This is a genomic window from Aeromicrobium sp. P5_D10 (genome assembly GCF_054049535.1).
Genome location: NZ_JBFUME010000003.1, coordinates 14,630 through 40,874 on the forward strand (window position 1 = coordinate 14,630; position 26,245 = coordinate 40,874).

Consider the following 26,245-nt stretch of genomic DNA (forward strand, 5'->3'; position numbering starts at 1 on the left):
CGGCAAAAATTCTATGAACGGATCGACATTCGCTGACACAACAGGAAAAATTCGGTCCATTTTCTCTGCGGAAAGACGGTGACAGATTGGATTGGCCTATGTTACGGTCCAAGCGACCAATGCATGGGGGCCGACAAAGGAGCTAGGCATGAGCAAGTCCAGAAGTGACTCGTTGAAGGTCGGGAGCATCTCGCCATGGGGCATCGTCTTCATGGTCCTGGCGACCGCGGCACCCCTCACGGCGATGGCCACCGCGCTGCCGCTCGTCGTCGGATTCGGCAGCGGAGTCGGCGCACCCGGAACGTTCCTGCTCGTCGCGGTGGTCCTCGCGCTGTTCGCGGTCGGCTACTCGGCCATGAGCGCGCACATCGTCAACGCGGGAGCGTTCTACGCCTACATCAGTGCGGGCCTCGGCCGCCGCCTCGGCATGGCCTCGGGACTCGTCGCAGTCGTGGCCTACAACGTGCTGACGATCTACGTCGTCGGATTGATCGGCTACTTCGCCAAGCAGACCTTCGACACCGAGCTGGGTCTCGACCTGCCGTGGTGGCTGTACTCGGCCGTCGCTCTCGGCATGGCAGTGACCTTGGGAATTCGCGGACTCGAGGTCAACGTCCGCACGCTCGGCATCATCTTGATCGTCGAGACCGGGCTGCTGGTCGTATTCGACGTCGTCGCTCTGCTCCGCAACGGATTCGGCAGTCTTCCGGTGGAATCCTTCAAGCCCAGCGAGGTGTTCTCGGGATCGCCCGGACTCGCCCTCCTGTTCGCCGTCACGTGCTTCATCGGATTCGAGGCCACCGCGATCTTCGGGGAAGAGGCACGCGATCCCCACACCACGGTCCCGCGCGCGACCTACATGGCCATCGGCTTGATCGGAACGCTCTACGTCTTCACCGCCTGGGTCCTCGTCGGCACCAATGGCGGAACCAACGCGGGCGAGATCGCCGCCGCCGATCCTGGCACGTTCACCTTCGACGCGATGTCGTCAGTTCTTGGCAGCGGTTCGACCCGTGTCGCCAACTGGCTCCTGCTCTCCAGCCTCCTGGCCGTGTTGATGGCCCTGCACAACATGTCGTCGCGCTACCTGATGGCCTTCGGCCGCGAGCAGATTCTCCCGCGCTGGCTGGCCCACACCCACCCCGTGCACCAGACCCCCCGCAACGCCGGCATCACGCAGGCCGTGATCGTCGCCGTCGTCGCCGGCACGTACGCCATTGTCGGGGCCGATCCGTATGTCGATCTCGGATCCCAGACCGCAGGCTTCGGATCGCTGTCGATCATCCTGCTCATGGCGATGTGTTCGTTCTCGGTGCCGTTCTACTTCCGCGGCCGCGGTCCGCTCCGGCCGTGGCATCACATCGTGGCACCCATCGCGGCTGGACTCGCGCTGAGCTACTTCGCGTACCTGATCGTCGACAACTACGCAGTGGTGACCGGCAGCACGTCCGACATCGTGAATCGGCTGCCGTTCCTGATCCTGGTCATCGCGGCGATCGGCTTCGTGATCGGTGCCCGCCAGCAGAAGCCGGCCATCCTGGACGCCGTCGCTGCAGACACGACGTCCGACGTGTCGTGACAGCCTGCGACGACGCGCGCCGAACGCAGGTGGGCCCCAGCCCTGACACCGTAGAATCACAGTGCCATGACTGAAGCTTCCACGAAGGTCACTTCCAACGACCTGCGCCCCGCTCACACGTTGTCCGGATACGCCGACGTCGTGGACTTCATCCGTCGCGAGATCTCCCTGGGACGTCTGATGCCAGGCGAGAAGCTACCCGCCGAGCGGAAGCTCGCCGAGAAGCTGGGGGTGGCCCGCGAAACCCTCAGGCAGGCATTCCGTGTGCTTGAGGGCAGCGGGCAGATCGTGATCGTTCGGGGAACCGCCGGCGGCGCCATCATCCAGGACAATCACGTCGCGCCCGAAGTCGCACTGCACGAGCTGCGGCAGCGGCGCGACACACTGCTCAGCCTCGTCGAGTTCCGCCGAGAGCTTGAGTCGATCGCGGCACGGTTGTCAGCGGGACGTCGCAGCGACGAGGACCTCGCCGAGATGCACCTGGCCCAGGATGCGCTGCGCAAGGCGCACAACAAGGACGAGTCGCGACGGGCCGACACCGCATTCCACCTGGCAGTGGCACGTGCGGCCGGCAACTTTCACCTCGTCACGGCGATCGAGGACTCGCGGGCGAGCATGTTCCACCCCGTCGACCTCGCGGACTACGAGTTCGTCAAGGAGTCCAGCCACTCCCAGCACCAGCTTGTGCTCGATCAGATCGCGGAGGGTGACGGAGAGGCCGCGGCCGAGGCGATGCGCCGACATATCGACGCCTCACGCGCGGAGATGCTCAAGCTCATCGACGAGTAGACCCGCTCTCATTGGGCAGCCGGCGTCGACCTGCCGAAGCCGGAGCCCCGCGTCAACCGGTCGAGCAGCGGCTGGGTGCGAAATGGCAGCGGTGTCGACACGATCATGGTTGTCACGGTGTGCCGCACCCCGGGGATCTCGATGATCTGACGCGCGACCTCCTGCAGCTCGCCGTTGGTCGGTGCGGCGACCCGAACGAGCAGATCCTCGCGACCTGCTTGGGTGTTGATCTCCAGGACGTGGGGAATGTCGATCAGCGCCTCGACGACTGTCTCGATCTTGCGCTGATCGAGTTCCAGCGCGATGAACGCCTGAACCGGAACCCCCACTGCCTCCAGATCGATCGCCGGCCTGAAACCCGTCAGGACGCCGATCTCCTCCAGTCTGCGGATCCGCGAGTGCACCGTGTTGCGAGCGACTCCCAGCGCTCCTGCCAGTTCGGCGATTCCGGCCCGAGCATTGCCGGCCAGCCTGGCGATGATCTCCGAGTCGAGCCGGTCGATGCTGATCACTTCTGCCACCTTATCCTCGCCGTAACAGCTCCTACTGATCACTGAGCCATGTTGTATCGGCAAGTATTGACCAGAAGTTATCACTAGGTCAATCTGAGCGAATCAGAACGCTCAATTGCGTGCCTGCTGGCTCGCTATGACGAGGACGTGCACATGGACCAGGATCTCCTCACCTACCTGACGCCCGATGGCGTCCTCGCCGAGTCGGATCTCGCGACGCGGGCCGATCTGCCCCAGATGTTCCGCGACATGGTCATGAGCCGGCGCATAGACACCGAAGCCATAGCACTCCAGCGCCAGGGCGAGCTCGGACTGTGGCCGTCCATGCTGGGCCAGGAAGCCGCGCAGGTCGGCGCGGGACATGCCTTGCGGCCGCGCGATATCGCCTTCCCGACGTACCGCGAGCACGGCGTCGCCTGGTGCCGGGGCGTCGACCCGGTCAGCCTGCTCGGCCTGTTCCGCGGGACGACATTGGGCGGTTGGGACCCGACCGAGAACAACTTCAATCTCTACACCCTGGTCATCGGCGCGCAGACACTCCACGCTGTCGGCTACGCGATGGCCATCGTCCGCGACGGTGACGTCGGCACAGGCGATCCTGAGCGCGACCGGGCCGTACTGGTGTTCCTCGGAGACGGGGCCCTGAGCGAGGGCGAGACCAATGAGGCATTCGTCTGGGCCGCTGCGCAGAATCTGCCGATCGTATTCTTCTGCCAGAACAATCAGTGGGCCATCTCAGCGCCGTACTCCGTACAGAGCCGGGTTCCGGTCGCACAGCGGGCCGAAGGATTCGGATTCCGAGGCGTCCGCGTCGACGGCAATGACGTCGTCGCGAGCCACGCAGCGACGTCGGAGGCCATGGAGCACGCGCGAGCCGGGAACGGTCCGACGCTGATCGAGGCCTTCACGTATCGCCGCAATCCGCACACCACCTCCGATGACGACGGTCGCTATCGCGAAGGAGTCGTGACCGATGAGTGGACGCGACTCGACCCGATCGCCCGGTTGCGAACATATCTCGACGGTGCCGATACCCCTGATGACTTCTTCGCCTCAGTGACCGAAGAGGAAGCGCAGTTGAGCGAACGGTTGCGGGCCGGCTGCCGCGCACTGCCCGATCCGTCACCCGCGTCCTCGTTCCAGAACACCTTCGTCGAGATGCCCGCCGATCTGGAGCGTCAGATGAATCACCACCTCGACTACATCGCGGCCGGCGTTGGGAGCCAGGCATGAGCACCGCAATCGCCCACGCGCTGAACGCAGGTCTTCGTGCCTCGATGGAAGGCAACGACAAGGTTCTGCTGATCGGCGAGGACATCGGCCGACTCGGCGGCGTCTTCCGCGTCACCGACGGCTTGCAGAAGGACTTCGGCGATCAACGCGTCGTCGACTCGCCGCTCGGCGAGGCCGGCATCGTCGGCAGCGCGATCGGTCTGGCCATGGCCGGATACCGGCCCGTGTGCGAGATCCAGTTCGACGGCTTCGTCTTCCCCGCCATGAACCAGATCATCACCCAGCTCGCGAAGTACCGCCATCGTTCCGAAGGAACCGTGACTCTGCCGGTCGTCATCCGCATCCCATTCGGCGGCGGTATCGGCGCGATCGAGCACCACTCCGAATCGCCTGAGGCCTATTTCGCCCACACCGCCGGTCTGCGAGTCGTCAGTCCCTCGTCAGCGCAGGAGGCCTTCGACCTGATCCAGTTGGCGATCGACTGCGATGACCCGGTCATCTTCTTGGAACCCAAGCACAACTACTGGCTCAAGGGCGAGCTCGATCGCACCACGGTGCCAGCACCGCTGTCCGCCGCCAAGATCGTGCGGCCCGGCGACGACCTGACCCTCGTCACGTACGGGGCCCTGGTGCCGACGGCTCTCAAGGTCGCCACGGTCGCCGCCGACGAAGGACGTTCGGTCGAAGTCATCGACCTGCGCTCCCTGTCGCCCATCGACGATGCCACGATCTTCGCCTCGGTCGAGCGGACCGGTCGTCTCGTCGTGGCCCATGAGGCGTCACAGACCGCCGGCCTCGGCGCCGAGATCGTGTCTCGCGTACAAGATGAGAAGTTCCATTTCCTCGAAGCGCCGGCCATCCGGGTCACCGGATACGACACGCCGTACCCGCCGAGCCGGAACGAAGGCGACTGGCTGCCCGGGCTCGACCGGATCCTTGACGCCATCGACCGCAGCTTCACCTACTGAGACCAGGGATCCACATGACGCAGATCCAGCACTTCGCACTGCCTGACGTCGGCGAAGGCCTGACCGAGGCCGAGATCGTCAGCTGGCTGGTCAAGCCGGGTGACACCGTCGAGGTCAACCAGATCCTGGTGGAGATAGAGACGGCCAAGTCCGTCGTCGAGCTGCCATCGCCGTTCGCGGGAGCCATCGCCGAGTTGCACGCCGAGCCAGGGGCGACGGTCGACGTCGGTGCCACCATCGTCAGCATCACGACCTCGACCGAGGAGGAGCCCAAGCTCCTGGTCGGATACGGCGCCAAGGACGCGCCGAATCGCCGTCGCCGCCGGACCCCGGCAACTGAGGAGGCGGTTGCCCCGCCTGCCGCGCCGGTTGCCACGCCGGGCCCTTCAGGCGTCGTCAAGTCAAAGCCCCCCGTGCGCAAGCTCGCCAAGACCCTCGACGTCGACCTGGCATCGATCACCCCGACAGGACCCGGCGGGGTCGTGACCCGTGCCGACGTCCTGAACGCCGCGGAACGCGCGACGTCCGATGCCCCCGCCGCGGTTATGCCTGATGTCTCCGTCACGGCAGATCCTGCTGCCGAGATTCGGATTCCGATCAAGGGGGTCCGCAAGCACACCGCCGCAGCGATGGTCTCATCGGCGTTCACGGCACCACACGTCTCGGAGTTCATCACGCTCGACGTCACCGCGACGATGGAACTGCGATCGCGGGTCAGCGCCCGTCGTGAGCTGGCCGGGGTCAAGCTCAGTCCGTTGACATTCATCGCCAAGGCCTTCTTGCGGGCGATCGAGCGGACACCTGCCGCCAATTCCCGCTGGGACGAGGCTGCTCAGGAGATCGTGCAACTGCGCGAGGTCAATCTGGGTATCGCGGCCGCGACTCCGCGAGGTCTCGTCGTGCCCAATATCCGCAGTGCCCAACGTCTCTCGCTGGTCGAGCTCGCGAATTCCATCTCCGAGCTCGCGGACACTGCGCGCGCCGGGAAGACCACGCCCGAGGCGATGTCGCACGGCACCGTGACGATCAGCAACTTCGGCGTGTTCGGCGTCGACACCGGCACGCCGATCCTGAACCCCGGCGAGACCGCGATCCTCGGCGTCGGCACGATCTCGCGTCAGCCCTGGGTCGTCGGCGAAGGGCCGACCGAGCGCATCGAGCCGCGCTGGGTCACGACGCTGGCCCTGTCATTCGATCACCGGGTCTTGGACGGGCAGCAAGGCTCCGAGTTGCTGGCCGATACCGCGATGTTCCTACGCGATCCGGCCCTCGCCGTGCTGTGATCGCGTCATCCCGCGGATTCGACGGCGACGTATTCGGCCAGGTGCTGGCCGGTCAGAGTCGAGGCATCGGCGATCAGGTCCGCGGGGGTGCCCTGGAACACGATCCGGCCACCCTCGTGACCGGCTCCCGGGCCCAGATCGATGATCCAGTCGGCGTGGGCCATGACCGCCTGATGGTGCTCGATCACGACAACCGACTTGCCGGCATCGACAAGGCGGTCGAGCAGGCCGAGCAACTGTTCGACATCGGCCAGATGTAGCCCTGTCGTGGGCTCGTCGAGGATGTAGACACTGCCGCCGTCGGCCATGCGAGTGGCCAACTTGAGCCGCTGCCGTTCGCCGCCGGACAGCGTCGTGAGCGGCTGGCCGAGACTGACGTAGCCGAGTCCGACATCGTCGAGCCGGGTCAGGATCTTGTGGGCGGCGGGAATCTTGGCGTCGCCGTCGCCGAAGAACTCGACCGCCTCGGCCACGGGCATCGCGAGCACTTGGCTGATGTCCTTGCCGCCGAACGTGTACTCGAGCACCTCTGCACCGAAGCGCTTGCCCTCGCATTCCACGCATACCGTCTCGACGCCGGCCATGATCGCCAGGTCGGTGTAGATGACGCCTGCTCCCTTGCAGGCCGGGCACGCGCCGTCGGAGTTGGCGCTGAACAGTCCCGGTTTGACTCCGTTGGCCTTCGCGAATGCCTTGCGGATGGGTTCGAGCAGTCCGGTGTAGGTCGCCGGGTTACTGCGACGTGAGCCTTTGATCGCGGTCTGGTCGACCACGACGACGCCTTCCCGTCCGGCGACCGAGCCGTGGATCAGCGAACTCTTGCCGGATCCGGCGACGCCCGTCACCACGACCAGGGCACCGAGCGGGATGTCGACGTCGACATTTTGAAGATTGTGGGTGTCGGCGCCGCGCACCTCCAGTGTTCCTGTCGGGGTGCGGACCTCGGCCTTGACGGCCGCTCGGTCGTCCAGATGCCGTCCGGTGAGGGTGTCGCTCGCCCGCAGGCCTTCCAGCGTCCCCTCGAACACGATCTCACCGCCCGCTGTGCCGGCGCGTGGCCCCAGATCGACGACCCGATCGGCGATCGCGATCGTCTCGGGCTTGTGCTCGACGACCAGGACCGTGTTGCCTTTGTCGCGCAGTTGCAACAGCAGTTCGTTCATCCGCGCGATGTCATGCGGATGCAGCCCGATCGACGGCTCGTCGAAGACATAGGTCACATCGGTCAACGCGGAGCCGAGGTGACGGATCATCTTGGTGCGCTGCGCCTCGCCGCCCGACAACGTTCCGGCGGGCCGGTCGAGACCGAGATAACCCAACCCGATGTCGACGAATGAGTCGAGTGTCTCCCCCAGTGATTTCAACAACGGCGCCACCGAAGGTTCGTCGAGCTTCTTGATCCAGTCGGCGAGGTCGCTGATCTGCATCGCGCACAGATCCGCGATGCTCATGCCGCGGATCTTGGACGACCGGGCCAGCGCGCTGAGCCGGGTGCCATCACAGTCTGGGCAGGTCGTGAACGTGATGGCCCGTTCGACGAATGCTCGGATGTGCGGCTGCATCGCCTCGACGTCCTTGGCCAGGAAGGACTTCTGGATCTGCGGGATCAGACCTTGGTAGGTCAGGTTGATGCCTTCGATCTTGAGCTTGACCGGCTCCTTGTACAGGAGATCGGCCAGCTCTTTCTTGCTGAATGCGGCGATCGGCTTGTCGGGATCGAAGAATCCGCAGCCGCGCAGGATGCGGCCCTGCCACCCCTCCATGCTGTAGCCGGGCACCGTGATCGCGCCTTCGTTGAGGGTCTTGGTGTCGTCGAACAACGCCGTCAGATCGAAGTCGTTGACCGACCCCCGCCCCTCACAACGGCTGCACATGCCGCCCGTCACGCTGAAGCTTCGCCGCTCCTTAGTCGTGTTGCCGGCCTTCTCGATCGTGACCGCGCCCGCACCCGAGATCGACGCGACGTTGAAGCTGAACGCCTGCGACGATCCGATGTGCGGCTCACCCAGGCGACTGAACAGGATCCGCAGCATCGCATTGGCATCGGTCGCGGTGCCGACTGTCGAACGCGGATCGGAGCCCATGCGCTCTTGACCCACGATGATCGCGGTCGTCAGGCCGTCGAGCACATCGACGTCGGGGCGCGACAGCGTCGGCATGAAGCCCTGGACGAACGAGCTGTACGTCTCGTTGATCATGCGCTGCGACTCGGCCGCGATCGTGCCGAACACCAACGAGCTCTTGCCCGATCCCGACACGCCCGTGAAAACCGTCAGACGACGTTTGGGGATCTCGATGCTGACATCTTTGAGGTTGTTGACCCGGGCACCGTGCACGCGGATCAGATCGTGGCCGTCGGCGGGATGGAGCTGAGGGGAAATCTCGTCAGTCGTCATGATGTCAACGATTCTGCTGTGCCACGTCGCCTCTCTGCAACGTCTCCCGCCGTGACGTACCGTGTCGCCATGGCTGGCGACTCGTTGCTCTGGGACGTGGCCCGGTCGCTGTACGCGGCTGCACCACCCGACTTCGTCGACGCCCGCAACCAGCAGGTGCGCGAACTGAAGAAGAGCGGCGACGACGATGCCGCCCGACAGGTCGCTGCCTTCAAGAAGCCGACCGCAGCCGCTGCTCTCGTCAATCGTGTCGTGCGCAACGTGCCCGATCTGACCGACGAGGTCGTCGATCTCGGCACGCGGCTGCGGACCGCGCAGACCGATGCCGCCACACTTCGTGATCTGGGCCGAGAACGCCGCGAACTCGTCGCCCGCTGGGTCACCGCGGCAGGCGAGGAGGCGGTCCGATCTGGCAAGGCAGCCACCGCCGCGACCCTGCGCGACGTCGAACAGACCGTCTGGGCCGCGATCATCGACCCTCGAGCCGCGGCGATCGTGCAGGCGGGGGTTCTGGTGAGGGCGCTGTCGGCCGGCGGGTTCAGCGAGGTCGACGTGGCCGGCGCATCAGCACTGGACGTGCAGGTGCCGACGCAGACCGCGCCCCCGGCCCACCGGGCAGCGCAGCGCCCGACCGGGCCAACCGCGGCGCAGGTCGAGGCGCTGCGCAGGGCCGAAGTCGAGCTGGAAGAGGCACAGGACTCGGCGCGCACGATCCAGCGTGAGCTCGAGCAAGCAGTCAAGGACTCTGAAACCGCCCAGGCCGCTCATGCCGAGCTGAAGGAACAACGCGAACGATTGCGCGAAGAGCTGGCCGATGTCGAGCGGCGGCTGGCCATCGCGCTACGTGACGACGCCGACCGTAGAGCCGGCCTGAAGACGGCCGAGAGACGGCGGCGCTCCGCGGCCGCCGCGGTCGATCGGGCGCTTCGCCGAGTCGACGAGGCGACACCCTAGGTCCGGTCAGCCACTCCCTCAGGCTGATACCGGACCGTCGAAGGGGTGCAACGGGGCGACGGAGAACTCGGCAGCATCGTCGGAACTTCCCTCGACGGCCGCTTCCCGATCCGCAGCGATCATCGCATCCATACCCGTGGCGAACGGCCCCTGATAGGAGACGACTCCAGTCCCCGGCACGCGGCAGATCACGACATGCGGACGATCCACCTCGGCACACTCCTGCTGCAGGATCCGCTCCATCAGCAAGAACTCTGCCGCGGGCATACCCTCGCCCATGACCGACTCCCCGTCGTCCATCACCATTGCGCCCCTCACAGTTCGGATCGGATCGTGACCGACCTTCCGATACAGAGACGTCTCAAGGTCGCGCCTCTTACGCCAAACGTCGTGAAATACCCGCGATTGTGATCAGAAGCTCATCGGCCGCTGTCGGCCAGGAGCCGGGCAGCCGTCTCACGCAGTTCGACCTTGCGCACCTTCCCGGTGACCGTCATCGGGAACTCGTCGACAACCTCGACGTAGCGAGGGATCTTGTAGTGCGCGAGGCGTCCGCGGCAGAACTCTCTGAGCCGTTGCGCGTCGAGCGGGACCGTGTCTGCCTTCATCCGCACCCAGGCCATGACCTCCTCACCGTACTTGGAGTCAGGGACGCCGACGACCTGGACGTCAAGCACATCGGGATGGGTCATGACGAACTCCTCTATCTCCCGCGGATAGATGTTCTCGCCCCCGCGGATCACCAGGTCCTTGATCCGGCCCGTGATGCCGACGTAGCCGTCGGCGTCCATGACTGCGAGGTCGCCGGTGTGCATCCAGCCCTCGGTGTCGATCGCCTCGGCAGTCTTGTCGGGCTGCTCCCAATAGCCGAGCATCACCGAATAGCCGCGCGTGCACAGCTCGCCGGCTTCGCCACGCGGGACGACGGCGCCGGTCAGCGGGTCGACGATCTTGATCTCGAGGTGCGGCCCGACCCGCCCCACCGTCGAGACTCGTCGCTCGAGGCTGTCATCCGTACGGGTCTGAGTCGACACCGGCGAAGTCTCGGTCATCCCGTAACAGATCGAGATGTCCTCGGCGCCCATCCGCTCGATGACCTGTTTCATGGTCTCCACCGGGCACGGAGAACCCGCCATGATGCCGGTTCGTAAGGAGCCGAGATCGTAGGAGTCGAAGTCGGGAAGATCCAGCATCGCGATGAACATCGTCGGGACGCCGTACAGCGAAGTGCACCTCTCGTCCGCGGTCGCTCGAAGCGTCGCCGACGGGTCGAACGCCGGCGCGGGGATCACCATCGCGGCACCGTGCGTCGTGGCTCCCAGATTGCCCATGACCATCCCGAAGCAGTGGTAGAACGGCACGGGGATGCAGACCCTGTCCTGCTCGGTGTAATTGATCAGCTCACCGACGAACCAGCCGTTGTTGAGGATATTGCGGTGCGACAGCGTCGCGCCCTTCGGGAAACCAGTCGTCCCCGACGTGTACTGGATATTGATCGGATCATCCGCCGACAGGCCTGCTGCGATCTCGTCGAGGTCTGCGACGTCACCTGCCCGCCCCGCCGCGACCAGTGCGTCCCACGACGGTTCGCCGATCAGGACAACATCGGTCAAGGCCGGATTGGCCGCCCTGGACTCCTCGATCATGTCGGCGAAGCTCGCCCCCTTGAACTCCGGCACCGCGACGATCGCGCGGAGACCCGACTGCCCCATGACGAACGACAGTTCATGCGTGCGATAGGCCGGATTGATGTTGACCAACACTGCGCCGATCCGTGCTGTCGCGTACTGGGTCAGAACCCATTCCGCGCAGTTCGGAGCCCACATGCCGACCCGGTCACCTGCCACGACGCCGAGATCGAGCAGACCGAGGGCGACCTCGTCGACAGCCGCCGCGAGCTCGGAATATGTCCACCGACGGCTCGTGGCGCATTCGACGAGCGCCTCACGCTCGCCGTGGGCCTCGACGGTCTTCGCGAGGTTCTGCCCGATAGTCGTGTCGATCAGCTGCAGATCGGTGGGTCCTGCGTCCTGGCTGGCCATCACTGCCACGGTGTCTCCTCATGTGCTGGATAGAATGTGACTCCCGACACAGCCTGCCCCGTTAATCATCGGCTCCGCTAGGTCCGAAAGGAGGTACAACCCATCGATCCGTCCTTTCGACCAGACGATGATGTGTATCTCGCCCAAGCGGTCCGAGCGACCCGTCAGCGCTCAGGCCTGCCGATCGTCTTCGGCGGACTTCTGCAAGGCGACACGATCATGTTGCGCCATGGTGCAGGCAATCTCGACAAGATGCTGAGCAGAGTCCGGATCCGTCCGTCGCTGGGTCTCGGCGGCCTGGCGTGGCAACGAAAGTCGAGCGTAGAGACGATCGACTACTTCGCCTACGACCAGATCAGCCATCAGTACGACGACGCGGTACGCAGCGAACGGCTGACCTCGGTCGTGGTGTCGCCGCTCGTGGTGCGCGAGCAGGTGCGCGGATTGATCTACGGGGGAACCCGCGGTGAGGGGACGATCGGCCAGGCGATGATCAGTCGTCTCCATCAGGCCGCCGCCAAGATCGCACGGGAGATCGACATCCGCGACGAGGTCGAGCGGCGAGTCACTGCGCTCGGGGCCGGTTCGACACCCGCTCCACTCGACGGACCTCGCGAAGACGTCCGCGAACTGTACGCCGAGCTACGCGAGATCAGTCGCGACGCCGAGAAGTCCGTCTTGCGCGACGACCTCGAACGCGTTTTGTCGCGGTTCACCTCGCCGAGGCCACACGGACCTGAGCTCACGGCCCGCCAGACAGATGTGCTCGCCCTCGTCGCCCTCGGCTGCAGCAATGCCGAAACCGCGCTCCGGCTCGGCCTGTCGACCGATACCGTCAAAAGCTATCTCCAGTCAGCCATGCGTCGTCTGGACGCAGGAAATCGGCATCAGGCCGTTGCCCATGCCCGCAAGTTCGGGCTGTTGCCGTGACTCACTGAGAGATATCGGCCGGCAGTGTGGCGATGAACTCGTGATCGTGGTCGATGACTCCCAGCTTCGAAGCGCCACCCGGAGATCCGAGCGCGTCGAAGAAGTGCACATTCGCAGCGTAGTAGTCGTCCTTCCACACTTTGGGGGTGTCGTCCTCGTAGAAGATCGCCTCGACCGGACACACCGGCTCACAGGCGCCGCAGTCGACACACTCGTCGGGGTGCACGTACAGCATCCGCTTCCCCTCGTAGATGCAGTCCACGGGACACTCGTCGACGCAGGCCCGGTCCTTGAGGTCCACACATGGCTCAGCGATCACGTACGTCATCCGGCAACTCCTCGATCAAGAAATGACAACACTGCGGGTCGACCCAGACCGCGGAACGTCCCGTCCTGGTAGGTCAACGGCTCGGCAACCGGACCGACAAAGATCGCTCGAACGCCCAGCACCACCAAGGATGAAGCCCCTGCGGGCAGGACATGCTGCGGCTTCCCCGTCAGCGTAGCCAGCGAGTCGGGAAGATAGAGCTGACCTTCGTCGTCGAGCTTCCAGCCCTGATCGGGCGTGAAGCGCGGACCGCCGCGACGAGCGAAGGCTTCGGCCAGATCGGTCCTGCCAACCGGCAACAGGTGGATCCCCACACTGGCGGCCTCGGCGATCCTCTCGGCGCTGCTGCCGTTCTTCGGCATCGAGAACGACAGCATCGGCGGATCGGCCGATACCGACGCGACACTCGACGCGGTCAGTCCGAACCATCGGTCCCCGGCCTTCGCGGTCACGAGGGAGACCCCCGCTGAGTAGCGACGGAACGCCGCCTTGAACAGCTGGGTCTTTTCCGAGGTCTCGGCGGCGGGGAATACACCGTCGGCGGTCATGGATTTCCTTTCGAATGTGGAGCACCCGGGTCCAGATCGAGCCGGACCGGTCCGGGTCCTCGATTGCTGAGGTCATCGTCCGGATTGAGCAGGCCGCACGCCTTCATGGACAGACAGCCGCACCCGATGCAGCCGATGAGCTCACGTTCCAGGCTCTCGATCATGTGGCGCTGGCTTTCGAGCCTTCGACGCCAACCGCGTGAGACCTGGGTCCATTGGTCTTGTGTGGGTGCCTGCTCATCAGGCAGCGCCGCGAAGATCTCAGCGACTTCGGTCAGTGGGACCCCGATCCGCTTGGCCACCAGGATCAAGGAGATCCGGCGCAGCATGTGTCGCCGGTACAAACGGTGATTGCCCGGGCCCCGCTCGGCGTCGATGAGTCCTTGGCGCTCGTAGAAGTGCAGTGCCGAGATCGGCACTCCGGTGCGCGCCACGACTTCGCCGATGCCGAGCAGATCCTCGGGGCCCGGGTGCTGACTCATGACGGGTCAGACAGGAACGATCAGGCCTGCTGTGCTGGTCCGCGCCCGGTCGAACCGCGCAGCGACGTCCTGCCAGTTCGCGATCTGCCAGAACGCCTTGACGTAGTCGGCCTTGACGTTGAGGTAGTCGAGGTAGAAGGCGTGCTCCCACATGTCGAGCATCAACAGCGGGACGACTCCGACCGGCACATTGGCCTGCTGGTCGAACAGCTGGAAGATCGTGAGCCGTTGGCCGATCGAATCCCACGCGAGAACCGCCCAACCCGATCCCTGGATGCCTGCCGCGGTCGCACCGAAATGCTTCTGGAAGGCGGCAAAGGTGCCGAACTGTTCGGCGATGGCCGCTGCCAGCTCTCCCTCGGGTTCACCGCCGCCATCCGGTGAGAGGTTCTCCCAGAAGACGATGTGGTTGGTGTGCCCACCGAGGTGGAATGCGAGGTTCTTCTCGAACAGGTTGACTGCCGCGAAGTCATCTCTGTCGCGCGCATCCTCCAACGCCTCGACGGCGGCGTTCGCGCCGGTGACGTAGGCGGCGTGATGTTTGTCGTGGTGCAACTCCATGATCTTGCCGCTGATGTGCGGATCGAGAGCGCTGTAGTCATAGGGAAGATCAGGCAGTGTGTAGATCGCCATGTTGGGCGTCCTTTCGTCGATGCCTCGAAACTACGACCTCAACCATTGTTGAGGTCAAGCCATTCGTGGCCGGATGTGGGGGACGTCACCATCCGGTGGGCCGGATTTGATCTCAACCGTGGTTGAGGACGTACGTTCCGACGCATGACCATCGTGAAATCCCGTCCGCACATCGCCGTCATCGGTGCCGGTCCGGCCGGAATCTACGCAGCTGGAATCGCGGCCGAACTCGACTCGACCATGCGGATCGATATGTTCGAGAAGCTGCCCGCCCCCTACGGATTGGTCAGGTACGGCGTCTCGCCGGACCATCCGAGGATCAAGGCCATCATCGACTCCCTGCACCCCATGCTGGCCGACCCTCGGGTCCGGCTGTTCTGCAATGTGCAGATCGGTCGTGACATCTCGATCGAGGAGCTGCGCGAAGCCTATGACGCCGTCATCGTGGCCACCGGCGCCAATCACGACGTCCCGCTCGACCTGCCCGGTGTGGATCTGCTCGGATCGCATGGCTCGGCTGAGTTCGTGTCCTGGTACGACAGCCACCCCGATGTCCCGACCAGCTGGGATCTGACCGCGACCGACGTGGCGGTGATCGGCGCCGGGAATGTCGCGTTGGACGTCGCGCGAATGCTCGTGCGTCCCCCGAACGAACTCCAGACCACCGATGTCTCGGACAATGTCATGACCGCTTTCAGCCACAATGCCGCGCGTGATGTGCACATCTTCGCCAGACGTGGACCGGCCGATGCCCGGTTCTCAGTCGGCGAGCTGCGCGAGCTCGATGAGATCGCCGGGCTGCGGGTCATCGTCGATCCCGAGGACGTCCACCGGGACGAGTACGTCGAACGGGTCATCGGCCAGTTCACTGCAAATCGACACGTCTTCGAGACTCTCGAGAGCTGGGCACACCGCGATCCCGCCGAGGCCCGCGATGCCGAGCGCCGTATTCACCTGCACTTCTTCGAGGCGCCGATCGAGGTTCTCGGCAGCACCCGGGTGGAAGGGCTCCGAACCATCCGCACCGCGGCCAACCATCTGGGCCACTATGCGAATACGGGCATCACGACCGTGCACCACGTGCAGTCGCTCTATCGTGCGATCGGCTACGCCAGCGAGCCGATCGACGGCCTGCCGTTCGACGCCAGGAGTCGAACCATCCCCCACAACACCGGAGCGGTGCTGGGCCCGGATCGCAGCCCACTGCCCGGCGTCTTCGTCACCGGCTGGATCAAGCGCGGTTGCGTCGGCCTGATCGGCTCGACCAAATCCGATGCCCGGCAGAGCGTGCAGACCATGATGAGCAGCCTCGGATCGCTCCCGCCCCGAGACACCGGCGCGGTCGACCAGGTCCTGGGCAGATTGCACGCTCAGACGTTCGACATCTCCGGTTGGTATCGGATCGACGAAGCCGAACAGGACGCCGGCCGCGCCAGAGGCAGGACCCGGACCAAGATCGTCGACCGCGACGATCTGGTCCGCATCGGCCTACAGGCCTCCGTCGATCAGGAGAAGGCGGCCTGGCCCGTGATCGCCTGACCCACGATCAAGGTGTGCATCTCAACGGTGCCCTCATACGTCAGAACCGATTCGAGATTGTTCATGTGCCGGATCACCGGATACTCCAGAGAGATCCCGTTGGCACCCAGGATCGTGCGCGCCGTCCGGCAGATGTCGAGGGCTTCGCGCACATTGTTCAGCTTGCCCAGGCTGACCTGTTGAGGTCGAATGACCCCGGCGTCCTTGAGCCGGCCGAGCTGCACAGCCAGCAGGCTGCCCTTGGTCAGTTCGAGTGCCATGTCGACCAGCTTCTGCTGGGTCAGCTGGAAGCCGGAGATCGGCTTGCCGAACTGCAGCCGGTTGTTGGCGTAGTCCAAAGCACACTCGTACGAGGATCGAGCCGCTCCGAGCGATCCCCAGACGATGCCGTATCGCGCCTCGTTGAGGCACGACAAGGGTCCGCGAAGGCCGATCACATCGCCGAGAACCGCCGAAGCGGGCAACCGCACATCCTCCAGGATCAGTTCGCTGGTGATCGACGCGCGCAGCGACATCTTGTGCTTGATGACACGGGTCGAGAACCCCGCCGTGTCGGTCGGGACCACGAACCCGCGAATGCCTTGATCGGTCTGCGCCCACACGACCGCGACGTCCGCGACGCTGCCGTTGGTGATCCACATCTTCTGACCGCTGAGCACCCAGTCGTCCCCGTCGCGACGCGCGCGGGTCCGCATATTTCCCGGATCGGATCCGTGGTCGGGCTCAGTCAATCCGAAGCAGCCGATCGCCTCGCCGGTTGCCATCCGTGGAAGCCATTCCTGCTTCTGCTCTTCGGATCCGAAGTGATGGATCGCGAACATCGCCAGCGATCCTTGGACCGAGACGAGTGACCGGATTCCCGAATCGGACGCCTCCAGCTCGAGGCACGCGATTCCGTACTCCGTCGCGCTCATTCCGGCGCAACCGTAGCCTTCGAGATGCATGCCGAGCACGCCGACCTTGCCGAGCTCCTGGGCGAGAGCGCGAATGTCAGGGATCGTGCCCTGTTCGTACCAGTCGGCCACATACGGATCGACAAGATCGGCACACGCACGCCGCACCGAATCGCGGACGGCCAGTTCCTCAGGCGACAGGAATCTGTCGATATCCACGAGGTCAACGGGATTGATGGTCGGTGCGGAATTCATCGGATGCCTCCAGGGGCAGTGAACGGATGAGGCGGTAGCGAGCAGAGGGCGTCAGCGGCGCGCACGATATCGTCCTCGGACAGCAGAACCTGCTCTGCCGAGGGGCCCAAGGGAATGAAGGTGTCACGGCTGGAGACGCGCATCGACACGCCACGATGCCCGTGATCGGAAAGCACGGAGAGCACCCCTTCGGCCACACCCCCGCTCCGCCTGGTTTCGTCGACGACCAGTACGCGGTCGAATCTCGCGGCGTGCAGAGCGATCTCGTCCTCGGGAAGCGGGCACAGCCACCGCAGGTCCATCACGGTGCACCCGATTTCCGACTCTTCCAGTCGCGCGACCGCGCGCCGACTCATACGAACCCCGTTGCCGAACGTGATCAGGAGCAGGTCTTCGCCAGAACCGTGGAGCGTGGTCTTGCCGAACACCTCGACATCAGCATCGGTCGGCTGAGGGGACGCGTACGGCGCGAGCCACTTTTCGTCACCTTCGAACAGATCGCGCGTGTGATAGAGCGCAATGGGCTCCAAGAAGATGCAGACCCGTCCTTCTTCCGCCGCCAGCGCGACACAGGTGCGCAGCAGCGCGGGCACTTCGCGGGCATGGCTCGGCACCGCGACGACGATCCCGGGGATATCGCGCAGGACCGCGATCGAGTTGTCATTGTGGAAGTGCCCGCCGAACCCTTTCTGGTAGGCAAGACCGGCCACGCGGACGACCATTCCGTTGGAGTACTGCGAGTTCGAGAAGAACTTCAGCGTCGCCGCTTCGCCACGGATCTGATCCTCGGCATTGTGCAGATAGGCGAGGTACTGGATCTCCGGAATAGGCAGCGCACCGGCCAATGCCGCACCGAGTGCCGTGCCGAGGATGGTCTGTTCGTCGAGAAGTGTGTCGAACACCCGAGCCGCGCCGAACCTCTTGCGCAGACCTCTCGTGACGCCGTACACGCCGCCCTTCACGGCCACATCCTCGCCGAACACCGTGGCCTGCGGCCAAGCGGCCAGGATGTCGGTCAGAGTCGCATTGATCGACGACGACAGATTCAGCGCCGCTTCGTTCTCGGGAAGTTTTCCACCGAAGGACTCCGGACGCGAGTCGGATGCGACCGCCGCCGCACGACGGACCTCACCGGGGCGACGCTGAGTCAACGGCTGCATGACCGCCTCGGCCGTCGACAAGCGATCATCACCCACGACCCGAGCCGCCGCTTCCATGACGCGAACGCGCATCGCCTCGTATCGCGCAAGGACCTCGGCCGCGTCCATGAGGCCCGTCTCGATCAGGCTCGCCGCGGTGCAGATCAGCGGGTCCTTGCTGTAGTCCTTCAAGATGTCGGTCCGGGACCGGTAGCCGAGCTCAGCGTCGGAGCCGGCATGTCCCATGAATCGCACGGTCCGCAGATGCAGGATCGCCGGACGACGCGATCCTCGAACCCACTGCGCGGCCTCGGCGGCCTTCATGATCGCCTCGGCCGGTCGAGTCCCGTCAGCAGCGAAATACTCGATCGTGGGATAGCGCGACAGCGAACTTTCTATCCATCCGGCGGGGGTCCGCGTGCTGATGCCGATGCCATTGTCTTCACATACCAAGAGCACCGGCACCTCGACACCCTGATGCGCGCAGTACGCGACCGCGTTGAGCGCACCGACCGTGGTCGAGTGATTCGCCGAGGCATCACCGAAGCTCGTCACGACGATCGCATCGTCGGGCCAGGGCGTGGCGATCCTCGACGCGGCCGCACGTCCCAGCGAGAAGCCCAAGCCGAATGCCCGGGGAAGATGTGAACCGATCGTCGACGTCTGCGGGATGATGGACAGCGCCCGATTGCCGAACACCTTGTGCCGTCCACCCGAGATCGGGTCATGGGTGGACGTCGAGAAGCTCCGCAGAACGTCCTCGATCGGCGTCGACGCCGGGACCTGTTGGGCCCGTGCCGCGTAGAAACCCCCCGATCGGTAGTGCAACAGAGCCGGATCATCGACTCGCAGCGCCATCGCGACCGCCGCATTGCTCTCGTGCCCCGCCGATCCGATCGTGTAGAAGCCCTCGCCTCGCGATTGCAGCCATCGAGCCGCGAGATCCAGGTGCCTGCTCTGGATCTGGGCATCGAAGTACGCGATCAGCCGCTGCGGTTCGATCGCCTCCGCCGCCGGATCGGCGTACTCCCCACTGCCCGGCCCACCGCTCGACCACTCGGCGATCCTGCGGATGAAGTGCTCATCGATGGTCTCGATCATCAACGCACTCCGATCGGATCGATACCACGGCGTCGATCCGGATCGGTGTCGGACAGTTCGTCAGCCATCTCGACTCAGACGAATTCGACGCCCTGCGCGAGTGGCAGTTCTGTCGAGTAGTTGATCGTGTTGGTCGTGCGACGCATGTAGGCCTTCCAGGCGTCGGAGCCCGATTCGCGCCCTCCGCCGGTCTCCTTCTCGCCGCCGAACGCCCCGCCGATCTCCGCTCCTGAGGGACCGATATTGACGTTGGCGATGCCGCAGTCGGATCCGGTCGCCGACATGAACAGCTCGGCTTCACGCACGTTGAGGGTGAAGATCGCCGACGACAGCCCCTGGGCGACCTCGTTGTGCAACTCGATGGCTTCGTCGAGCTCGTCGTATCCCAGGACGTACAGCAGCGGCGCGAATGTCTCGGTCTTGACGATCTCGGTCTGCTTGGGCATGTCGATGATCGCCGGACGGACGTAGTAGCCGTCGCCTGCGACCTCGGCCCGATCGCCGCCCGTCACGACGGCGCCGCCGTCGGCCTTGGCCGAATCGATCGCGCGGCTGAATCCGTCGAAGGCACCCTCGTCGATCAGCGGCCCGACCAGTGTCTTGGCATCCAAGGGCGATCCGATGGGCAAGGTCTCATAGGCGGCACGGAGGCGCTCGACGAGTTCGTCCTTGATCGAGTGGTGGGCGATGACCCGGCGCAGCGAGGTGCAGCGCTGACCAGCGGTGCCGACAGCCGAGAACACGATGCCGCGGACGGCCAGATCGATGTCGGCGCTGGGCGCGACGATCGCGGCGTTATTGCCGCCGAGTTCCAGCAGGGTGCGGCCCAGGCGTCCGGCGACACGCGGGGCGACTTCCTTACCCATACGGGTCGAACCGGTCGCCGAAACCAGCGCGACCCGTGGATCGTCGACCATGACCTCACCGACGGCGCGGTCGCCGATCAGCAGGCTCGCGATATCGGCAGGAGCACCTGCGCGCTTGGCGGCCTCGTTCATCAACGCCTGGCAGGCGATACCGGTCAGCAGCGTCTTCTCCGACGGCTTCCAGACGACCGCATCACCGCACACCAGAGCCAGAGCGGTGTTCCACGACCACACCGCGACCGGGAAGTTGAAGGCCGTGATGACGCCGACGACGCCCAGCGGGTGCCACTGCTCCATCATCCGGTGGCCCGGGCGCTCCGTAGCGATCGTGAGACCGAACAGCTGCCGCGAGAGCCCGACACCGAGATCGCAGATGTCGATCATCTCCTGGACCTCGCCGAGGCCCTCGGACACGATCTTGCCGGCCTCGATCGAGACCAGGGCGCCGAGATCTTCCTTGTGCTCGCGCAGCAACTCACCGAGTTCACGAACCAGCTGACCGCGGATCGGGCCGGGAACCGAGCGCCACGACTCATATGCGGTCTGGGCCTGGCCGATGATCTGAGCGGCGTCGGAGGCGGTGTGCGCCTTGAGGCGACCGATCTCGCTGCCGTCGATCGGCGATCGGGCGATCAGCTCTCCGCTGTCGCTGAACGGGTCTCCGGCGCCGAGACGCTGGAGAATCTCACGAGTTCGGGTTGCGATGTCTGTCATGCTCGCCATCATTCTTGACTTACGACATATTTGCAAGTGACGTAAGTTGATCTTATGGTGACAGAATGACCGTCGTGCCCGAGCGAAGCCTTCCAGACGTCTCTCGTCTGCGGCTGCTCCGCGAAGTATCCCGTCACGGATCGATCGCCGCCGCAGCCCGATTCATGGGGATCACCTCGTCGGCGGTCTCACAGCAGATCGGGATCCTGGAGCGCGAGACCGGCGTACCACTGCTCGACAGAGGTCATCGGGGGGTGGCACTGACAGGTGCCGGCGAGACCCTCGTGGAGCACGCGCAAGCGGTCTTGCAGCTCCTCGAAGAGACCCGGACCGCGATGGACCAACTGAGCAATGAGTTGTCCGGACGAGTCAGGGTCGGGTCGATCACGTCGGCGGCATCGTCGATCGTGCTGCCTGCCGCCGAACGACTCCGGCACGGCTCACCCAATATCCAGTTGAGCGTCACCTCACTCGAGCCCGCAGCCAGCATCGACCGGGTCATCAACGGAACTCTCGATCTTGCCGTCATCGACATCTACGATCACGTCCCCATCCCGTTTCCCGACTACCTCCAGGTCGACGAGATCCTGAGCGAGCCGCTGGTTCTCGTGACGGCGCCCGGCTTCGAGGCACCGCCCGGGCTCACCCTGGCGGACCTGAGCGCTGAAGCCTGGGTCATGCCGCCCTCCGACGCCGCATGCGGCGCGGCTGTGCGGCACGCCTGCAAGGCCGAGGGCTTCGAACCCACCGTCCACTGGGAGACCGACGATCTGCTGCTCCTGGTCGAGTCGATCTCCCAAGGTCAGGGCATCGCCCTCCTGCCGCGACTCGCCGTGGCGGCAGATGCGGCTGCGGTGTCGATCCATACCTTGTCCGGCACGAAGCTGAACAGACGGGTTCTCACGGTGAGCCGTACGGGTTCGGCCAACCGACCGATCGTCCGAGCCGTCCTGGATGAACTGCAGCGGTGGAGTCCCGCAATCACCAGTTCGGCGCGTCCGACTTCCCGCTGACTGCGCAGCTACTCACTCCTGCGGCTGCGACACGCGTATCCGGCGCTACCGATCCAGGCGAGCGGACATTTCCGGTTTGCCATGACAGGTGACCGGGTATCAACGCGCGACCGCACACCATTCGCAGATCGACGGAGAAACCATGACTGACAAGCAATCTGTCGGACCGTCCGGCGTCGACCCCTCGATTCCGGGCAAGCCGGGCACCGGCACCCCTTCGCTGGCTGAGCCGACCGAGCCCCAAGAACCGTTGCGACCGAAGTCGTCGCAACAAGGGCCGGTCCCCCACTCACCGACCGGGGCACGCTCACGCGACAGCCACAAGACCGCAGCCCAGCAGGGCGCATTCTTGACGACTGCGACGGGGGTTCCGCTGCGCGAGACAGACCACTCCCTGAAGGCGGGAGCGCGCGGTCCCGTGCTCCTGCAAGACCACCATCTGCGCGAAAAGATCATGCACTTCGATCACGAACGCATCCCAGAGCGGGTGGTCCACGCCCGCGGTGCCGCCGCCCACGGCGTGTTCAGCTCGAACGGGGCAGCCTCGCAACTCACGCGTGCCGCGTTCCTCGCCGAAGGCGCGAACACCCCCGTGTTCACCCGGTTCTCAACCGTGCTGGGCTCTCGGGGATCGGCCGACACGGTGCGGGACACCCGCGGATTCGCGGTCAAGTTCTATACCGCCGAAGGCAATTACGACCTCGTGGGCAACAACATCCCGGTGTTCTTCATCCAGGACGCCATCAAGTTTCCCGACATCATCCATGCCGGCAAGCCGCATCCTGACGTCGAGATCCCGCAGGCGCAAAGCGCCCATGACACGTTCTGGGACTTCGTTTCACTGCACACCGAAGCACAACATCATGCGATCTGGAACATGTCGGACCGAGGTATCCCCAGGTCGTACCGGATGATGGAGGGTTTCGGGGTCCACACCTTCCGCCTGATCAATCACTCCGACGAGACCTCTTTGGTCAAATTCCATTGGAAGCCGCGCCTCGGTGTGCACTCCCTGATGTGGGAGGAGGCCCAGATCGCGGCGGGCGTCGACCCCGACTTCCATCGCCGTGATCTGGCCGATGCGATCGAATCCGGTGCCTTCCCGGAGTGGGATCTCGGGGTGCAGGTGTTCCCCGATACCGCGGATCAGATGTTCGAAGGCATCGACCTGCTCGATCCGACCAAGATCGTGCCGGAAGAACTCGCGCCGGTGCAGATCGTGGGCACCATGACGCTCAATGCCAATCCGACCAACTACTTCGCCGAAACCGAGCAGGTGGCGTTTCATGCGGGCCATTTCGTCCCCGGCATCGACGCGACCGACGACCCTCTCCTGCAGGGCCGGCTGTTCTCCTATCTCGACACCCAGCTGACGCGTCTCGGCGGACCCAATTTCGACCAGATCCCGATCAACCGTCCGCATGCCCCGGTCAATGACATGCTCCGCGACGGATTCCATCAGGACGCGGTCCACTCCGGCGTCGCCCCCTACAGGCCGAATTCACTCGACGGCGGCTGCCCATTCCTCGCGGGCGACGACGTCAATGCATTCATCGATGTCCCACAGGCTGTGGAGGCCGCCAGCAAGGTTCGCGATGCGCCTGCCACGTATGACGATCACTTCAGTCAGGCACGCCTGTTCTATCTGAGCCTGACGCCGATCGAGCAAGCGCATGTGGCCCAGGCCTACACCTTCGAACTGGGCAAGTGCTACGAACCGGTCATCAGGGAACGACAGCTCCAGCAGATCGCGAACATCGATCAGGATCTGTGTGCCGTGGTGGCTGCCGGGCTCGGTCTCCAACCACCCGAAGCCGAAATACCGCTGACCGACGAGGTTCCCAGTCCCGCACTGTCACAGCTGGGTGAGTCCTGGCCGGTCGACGGCCGCATCATCGGCATCGTCGCACCCGACGGACTCCAAGACCTGAGTGCGGTCCGCGAGGCCCGGCAGACCGTCCTTGCCGCCGGGATGACTCCCTTTGTCATCGCCTCGGCAGGCGGGACACTCACCGACAGGACAGCCGATCCGGTTCCGGTGCAACGGACATTTCTGACCGTCCGTTCGATCGAACTCGACGCCGTCGTGTTGGCCGGAGCTCCCGCAGACGGAGAAGTCGATCCGCACCTCGCCGTCTTGTTGTCCGAGGCGTACCGGCATGGCAAGGCCATGGGCGGATGGGGGGAGGCGACGTCGGTGTTCGAGGCGGCCGGGCTCCCGTCCGAGCCGGTCGGCGTCCATGTCGGAGACCAGCCGGAAGATGTGCTTTCAACTGTCATCGAACTGCTGGGACAACATCGCGTATGGGATCGGTTCCCCGTCTGAGTACCTAGGATGCGGGCGCCCCTCGATCATCGGGGGCCGATCATCGGGGGCACCCGCATCTATTAGACTCGGCCCGACGTCAGACAGTGCGCGTCTCCACGTCGAATGCAAAGGGACTCCCATGTCCCCCTCCTTCCACGCCACGCTCGCCGACATGGCCGCTGAGCTGACAGCCGCCGACACCGTCGAGCAGACCGTCGAGCAGATCGCCGCCTTCGCGGCGCATGCCTTCGGGACCGCCCACGCGGGAGTCACCCTCATTCCGAACACCGGATCCCGGTTCCGCACGGCCGGGTCGACAGACTCCCTCGTGCGCTCCGCCGATGAACTGCAGAACGAACTGAGTGAGGGCCCGTGCGTCGACGCGGCCACGACCAGCCGATCCGTCGTGTCGAACAACATCAGATTCGACCCGCGATGGCCATCGTGGGGACCGAAAGTCGCGGCCCTCGGTCTCGGGAGCATCCTGTCGTCGGAGCTGCATGCGGGAGGACGACGCCTCGGCGCACTCAACGTCTACGGGCCTGCCGACCACGAGTTCACCCGCGAAGACATCGAACTCGGCCAAGTGCTGGCCCAGCAGGCCGCCGTCGCCCTCCGCTTCAGCACGAAGATCGAAGGACTCACCGTCGCTCTCGACACCCGCACCGTCATCGGACAAGCTCAAGGCGTACTGATCGAGCGCTACAAGGTCGACCCCGAGCGGGCGTTCGCGATTCTCAAACGATTCTCGCAAGAACAGAATGTCCGGCTTGTGGAGATAGCTCGGCGAGTCGTCACAGACGTGCCGCTCATGTCGCAGAGCACGTTGCGACGAGAACCTGGCTGAGGCTCCGCCGCCCTCGTCATGCGGCAGTCGGCACCGACATGATCTGCCTGACCTTGGCCAACACCGATTTGAGTCTGCGGGAGACCTGCATCTGACTGCAGCCGACAGCCTTGGCGATGCTCTCTTGAGTCAGATCGTCGAAGAACCTCAATTTGAGCAATTCCTTCTCGTCCTCGTCGAGCGCATTCCAGGCCGGACGAAAGTCCACCCACCCCTCGACGAGCTGCAGGTCGAGCCCCTCGGACACCATGCTGTCGCCCAGAGTCCTGCCGCCATGCGCCGTCGGCGCGTCGAGCGAGGCGGCTGCGAAACAGCCCCGCGCCGCAGCCGCATCTATCACTGCCTTGCGATCCACCTCGAGTTCTGCGGCCAATCCATCGGCGTCGAACGCCGCACCATTTTGTTGCGCCTTGCCCAAAGCGGCCTGGATGAGTTGAACCGATCGCGGCGGACGCACCATCCAGCCGGCGTCGCGGAAGTACTTCTTGATCTCCCCCGAGATGGTCACTGCGGCGAACGCTATGAACTGGCCGCGCTCGGGATTGAACCGACGAACTGCCTTGACGAGAGCCATATTGGCTACCTGTTGGAGGTCGTCCAGCTCTATTCCCCGTCGGCTGTATCGTCCGGCGATTCGTGCGGCCAGCGCCAGATGCGCGGTGATGACCTGCTCTTCCAGCAGGCTGCGCTCAATCGGGGATGCCGCGGCGGCAGCAGCTAGCAATGCGTTGGTTTCTTCGGGCGACAACCCGATGGTGTCGAACTGGTCCACTGGTTCGTCCTTCGCAGGCAGGGTCTGGGACCCGGCTGCGGTTTAACCGGTGGTGGAAACTCCAAGGTGACACCGATCGTCCGGTACGTCAACCGCTGGAAAGCCAGGCATGACAACAAAA

23 protein-coding genes are annotated in these 26,245 nt (G+C 64.8%); 11 read left to right on the plus strand and 12 right to left on the minus strand.

Features of this window, described 5'->3' with window-relative positions; translation table 11 throughout:
• Window positions 1-148 precede the first annotated feature (148 nt).
• Both ACXJKC_RS05160 and ACXJKC_RS05165 read left to right on the plus strand, forming a co-directional pair.
• Window positions 149-1,579 carry an APC family permease gene (locus tag ACXJKC_RS05160; RefSeq protein WP_456695612.1) on the plus strand — a complete coding sequence of 477 codons (1,431 nt, stop codon included), beginning with the start codon at window positions 149-151 and terminating at the stop codon, window positions 1,577-1,579.
• 66 nt (window positions 1,580-1,645) lie between these two features.
• Window positions 1,646-2,368 (plus strand): FadR/GntR family transcriptional regulator, encoded by a 723-nt coding sequence (locus ACXJKC_RS05165; protein ID WP_456695613.1) that lies wholly within the window; start codon window positions 1,646-1,648, stop codon window positions 2,366-2,368.
• Window positions 2,369-2,376: 8 nt separating this feature from the next.
• Here ACXJKC_RS05165 and ACXJKC_RS05170 read toward each other — a convergent pair whose 3' ends face one another.
• A complete protein-coding gene (locus ACXJKC_RS05170) occupies window positions 2,377-2,880 on the minus strand; it encodes an Lrp/AsnC family transcriptional regulator (RefSeq protein ID WP_456695614.1) in 504 nt (167 codons plus the stop codon).
• Window positions 2,881-3,033: 153 nt separating this feature from the next.
• Between ACXJKC_RS05170 and ACXJKC_RS05175 the strand changes: the two genes are divergently transcribed.
• From ACXJKC_RS05175 to ACXJKC_RS05185, 3 genes are read left to right on the plus strand one after another with little or no spacing between them, the layout of a single operon-like run.
• Window positions 3,034-4,113, plus strand: a complete 1,080-nt coding sequence (locus ACXJKC_RS05175) for a thiamine pyrophosphate-dependent enzyme (protein WP_456695615.1) — start codon at window positions 3,034-3,036, stop codon at window positions 4,111-4,113.
• Window positions 4,110-5,081, plus strand: a complete 972-nt coding sequence (locus ACXJKC_RS05180; RefSeq protein WP_456695616.1) for an alpha-ketoacid dehydrogenase subunit beta — start codon at window positions 4,110-4,112, stop codon at window positions 5,079-5,081. The genes ACXJKC_RS05175 and ACXJKC_RS05180 overlap by 4 nt, the downstream gene beginning before the upstream one ends.
• 14 nt (window positions 5,082-5,095) lie before the next feature.
• Entirely contained in the window at window positions 5,096-6,364 is a 1,269-nt protein-coding gene (locus tag ACXJKC_RS05185) for a dihydrolipoamide acetyltransferase family protein (RefSeq protein ID WP_456695617.1), read from the plus strand.
• Between the two features lie 5 nt (window positions 6,365-6,369).
• On the opposite strand, the gene ACXJKC_RS05190 is transcribed toward ACXJKC_RS05185, so the two are convergent.
• Window positions 6,370-8,760 (minus strand): ATP-binding cassette domain-containing protein, encoded by a 2,391-nt coding sequence (locus ACXJKC_RS05190; RefSeq protein ID WP_456695618.1) that lies wholly within the window; start codon window positions 8,758-8,760, stop codon window positions 6,370-6,372.
• Between the two features lie 69 nt (window positions 8,761-8,829).
• On the opposite strand from ACXJKC_RS05190, the gene ACXJKC_RS05195 reads away from it, so the two are divergent.
• On the plus strand, window positions 8,830-9,714 hold the full coding sequence (locus ACXJKC_RS05195) for a hypothetical protein (protein ID WP_456695619.1): 885 nt from the start codon (window positions 8,830-8,832) through the stop codon (window positions 9,712-9,714).
• 18 nt (window positions 9,715-9,732) lie between these two features.
• On the opposite strand, the gene ACXJKC_RS05200 is transcribed toward ACXJKC_RS05195, so the two are convergent.
• Both ACXJKC_RS05200 and ACXJKC_RS05205 read right to left on the minus strand, forming a co-directional pair.
• Window positions 9,733-10,020, minus strand: a complete 288-nt coding sequence (locus tag ACXJKC_RS05200; protein ID WP_456695620.1) for a hypothetical protein — start codon at window positions 10,018-10,020, stop codon at window positions 9,733-9,735.
• 113 nt (window positions 10,021-10,133) lie between these two features.
• Window positions 10,134-11,756, minus strand: a complete 1,623-nt coding sequence (locus tag ACXJKC_RS05205; RefSeq protein WP_456696143.1) for an AMP-binding protein — start codon at window positions 11,754-11,756, stop codon at window positions 10,134-10,136.
• A 132-nt stretch (window positions 11,757-11,888) separates the two neighbouring features.
• Here ACXJKC_RS05205 and ACXJKC_RS05210 point away from each other — a divergent pair, with 132 nt between their 5' ends.
• Window positions 11,889-12,686 (plus strand): response regulator transcription factor, encoded by a 798-nt coding sequence (locus tag ACXJKC_RS05210; protein WP_456695621.1) that lies wholly within the window; start codon window positions 11,889-11,891, stop codon window positions 12,684-12,686.
• A 1-nt stretch (window position 12,687) separates the two neighbouring features.
• On the opposite strand, the gene fdxA is transcribed toward ACXJKC_RS05210, so the two are convergent.
• Genes fdxA through ACXJKC_RS05230 form a run of 4 tightly spaced genes read right to left on the minus strand, consistent with a single transcriptional unit; the run spans window position 12,688 to window position 14,677 of the window.
• Window positions 12,688-13,014: a ferredoxin gene (gene fdxA, locus ACXJKC_RS05215; protein ID WP_456695622.1), complete on the minus strand. Its 327-nt coding sequence runs from the start codon at window positions 13,012-13,014 to the stop codon at window positions 12,688-12,690.
• Window positions 13,011-13,562, minus strand: coding sequence for a flavin reductase family protein (locus tag ACXJKC_RS05220; RefSeq protein ID WP_456695623.1), 552 nt, complete (start codon window positions 13,560-13,562; stop codon window positions 13,011-13,013). Before ACXJKC_RS05220 ends, fdxA begins: the two co-directional genes overlap by 4 nt.
• A complete protein-coding gene (gene soxR / locus ACXJKC_RS05225) occupies window positions 13,559-14,044 on the minus strand; it encodes a redox-sensitive transcriptional activator SoxR (protein ID WP_456695624.1) in 486 nt (161 codons plus the stop codon). Before soxR ends, ACXJKC_RS05220 begins: the two co-directional genes overlap by 4 nt.
• Window positions 14,045-14,050: 6 nt before the next feature.
• Entirely contained in the window at window positions 14,051-14,677 is a 627-nt protein-coding gene (locus tag ACXJKC_RS05230; RefSeq protein ID WP_456695625.1) for a superoxide dismutase, read from the minus strand.
• Window positions 14,678-14,821: 144 nt separating this feature from the next.
• Here ACXJKC_RS05230 and ACXJKC_RS05235 point away from each other — a divergent pair, with 144 nt between their 5' ends.
• Entirely contained in the window at window positions 14,822-16,216 is a 1,395-nt protein-coding gene (locus ACXJKC_RS05235; RefSeq protein WP_456695626.1) for an FAD-dependent oxidoreductase, read from the plus strand.
• On the opposite strand, the gene ACXJKC_RS05240 is transcribed toward ACXJKC_RS05235, so the two are convergent.
• The 3 genes from ACXJKC_RS05240 to amaB all read right to left on the minus strand — a co-directional run bounded on the left by ACXJKC_RS05240 (window position 16,183) and on the right by amaB (window position 21,184).
• Complete coding sequence (locus ACXJKC_RS05240; RefSeq protein WP_456695627.1) at window positions 16,183-17,364, minus strand: acyl-CoA dehydrogenase family protein; 1,182 nt, start codon at window positions 17,362-17,364, stop codon at window positions 16,183-16,185. The two genes, ACXJKC_RS05235 and ACXJKC_RS05240, sit on opposite strands and share 34 nt — an antisense overlap.
• Window positions 17,361-19,604 carry a thiamine pyrophosphate-dependent enzyme gene (locus ACXJKC_RS05245; RefSeq protein ID WP_456695628.1) on the minus strand — a complete coding sequence of 748 codons (2,244 nt, stop codon included), beginning with the start codon at window positions 19,602-19,604 and terminating at the stop codon, window positions 17,361-17,363. The genes ACXJKC_RS05240 and ACXJKC_RS05245 overlap by 4 nt, the downstream gene beginning before the upstream one ends.
• Window positions 19,605-19,678: 74 nt before the next feature.
• Window positions 19,679-21,184, minus strand: a complete 1,506-nt coding sequence (gene amaB, locus ACXJKC_RS05250; RefSeq protein ID WP_456695629.1) for an L-piperidine-6-carboxylate dehydrogenase — start codon at window positions 21,182-21,184, stop codon at window positions 19,679-19,681.
• Between the two features lie 65 nt (window positions 21,185-21,249).
• Here amaB and ACXJKC_RS05255 point away from each other — a divergent pair, with 65 nt between their 5' ends.
• From ACXJKC_RS05255 to ACXJKC_RS05265, 3 genes are all read left to right on the plus strand, one after another.
• Window positions 21,250-22,197 (plus strand): LysR family transcriptional regulator, encoded by a 948-nt coding sequence (locus ACXJKC_RS05255; protein WP_456695630.1) that lies wholly within the window; start codon window positions 21,250-21,252, stop codon window positions 22,195-22,197.
• A 142-nt stretch (window positions 22,198-22,339) separates the two neighbouring features.
• Window positions 22,340-24,523: a catalase gene (locus tag ACXJKC_RS05260; protein ID WP_456695631.1), complete on the plus strand. Its 2,184-nt coding sequence runs from the start codon at window positions 22,340-22,342 to the stop codon at window positions 24,521-24,523.
• Between the two features lie 121 nt (window positions 24,524-24,644).
• Entirely contained in the window at window positions 24,645-25,352 is a 708-nt protein-coding gene (locus tag ACXJKC_RS05265) for a GAF and ANTAR domain-containing protein (protein ID WP_456695632.1), read from the plus strand.
• A 16-nt stretch (window positions 25,353-25,368) separates the two neighbouring features.
• On the opposite strand, the gene ACXJKC_RS05270 is transcribed toward ACXJKC_RS05265, so the two are convergent.
• Window positions 25,369-26,124 (minus strand): sigma-70 family RNA polymerase sigma factor, encoded by a 756-nt coding sequence (locus tag ACXJKC_RS05270; RefSeq protein WP_456695633.1) that lies wholly within the window; start codon window positions 26,122-26,124, stop codon window positions 25,369-25,371.
• Between the last annotated feature and the right edge of the window lie 121 nt (window positions 26,125-26,245).

Bases quoted from the DNA above. Each gene is read 5' to 3' on its own strand.
- ACXJKC_RS05255 (WP_456695630.1), top strand. From the start codon at position 21,250: ATGACCGTCGTGCCCGAGCGAAGCCTTCCAGACGTCTCTCGTCTGCGG.
- ACXJKC_RS05265 (WP_456695632.1), top strand. From the start codon at position 24,645: ATGTCCCCCTCCTTCCACGCCACGCTCGCCGACATGGCCGCTGAGCTG.
- ACXJKC_RS05195 (WP_456695619.1), top strand. From the start codon at position 8,830: ATGGCTGGCGACTCGTTGCTCTGGGACGTGGCCCGGTCGCTGTACGCG.
- ACXJKC_RS05230 (WP_456695625.1), bottom strand. From the start codon at position 14,677: ATGGCGATCTACACACTGCCTGATCTTCCCTATGACTACAGCGCTCTC.
- soxR (WP_456695624.1), bottom strand. From the start codon at position 14,044: ATGAGTCAGCACCCGGGCCCCGAGGATCTGCTCGGCATCGGCGAAGTC.
- ACXJKC_RS05175 (WP_456695615.1), top strand. From the start codon at position 3,034: ATGGACCAGGATCTCCTCACCTACCTGACGCCCGATGGCGTCCTCGCC.
- fdxA (WP_456695622.1), bottom strand. From the start codon at position 13,014: ATGACGTACGTGATCGCTGAGCCATGTGTGGACCTCAAGGACCGGGCC.
- ACXJKC_RS05160 (WP_456695612.1), top strand. From the start codon at position 149: ATGAGCAAGTCCAGAAGTGACTCGTTGAAGGTCGGGAGCATCTCGCCA.
- ACXJKC_RS05235 (WP_456695626.1), top strand. From the start codon at position 14,822: ATGACCATCGTGAAATCCCGTCCGCACATCGCCGTCATCGGTGCCGGT.
- ACXJKC_RS05180 (WP_456695616.1), top strand. From the start codon at position 4,110: ATGAGCACCGCAATCGCCCACGCGCTGAACGCAGGTCTTCGTGCCTCG.
- ACXJKC_RS05200 (WP_456695620.1), bottom strand. From the start codon at position 10,020: ATGGTGATGGACGACGGGGAGTCGGTCATGGGCGAGGGTATGCCCGCG.
- ACXJKC_RS05205 (WP_456696143.1), bottom strand. From the start codon at position 11,756: ATGGCCAGCCAGGACGCAGGACCCACCGATCTGCAGCTGATCGACACG.
- amaB (WP_456695629.1), bottom strand. From the start codon at position 21,184: ATGACAGACATCGCAACCCGAACTCGTGAGATTCTCCAGCGTCTCGGC.
- ACXJKC_RS05165 (WP_456695613.1), top strand. From the start codon at position 1,646: ATGACTGAAGCTTCCACGAAGGTCACTTCCAACGACCTGCGCCCCGCT.
- ACXJKC_RS05185 (WP_456695617.1), top strand. From the start codon at position 5,096: ATGACGCAGATCCAGCACTTCGCACTGCCTGACGTCGGCGAAGGCCTG.
- ACXJKC_RS05240 (WP_456695627.1), bottom strand. From the start codon at position 17,364: ATGAATTCCGCACCGACCATCAATCCCGTTGACCTCGTGGATATCGAC.
- ACXJKC_RS05245 (WP_456695628.1), bottom strand. From the start codon at position 19,604: ATGATCGAGACCATCGATGAGCACTTCATCCGCAGGATCGCCGAGTGG.
- ACXJKC_RS05190 (WP_456695618.1), bottom strand. From the start codon at position 8,760: ATGACGACTGACGAGATTTCCCCTCAGCTCCATCCCGCCGACGGCCAC.
- ACXJKC_RS05220 (WP_456695623.1), bottom strand. From the start codon at position 13,562: ATGACCGCCGACGGTGTATTCCCCGCCGCCGAGACCTCGGAAAAGACC.
- ACXJKC_RS05260 (WP_456695631.1), top strand. From the start codon at position 22,340: ATGACTGACAAGCAATCTGTCGGACCGTCCGGCGTCGACCCCTCGATT.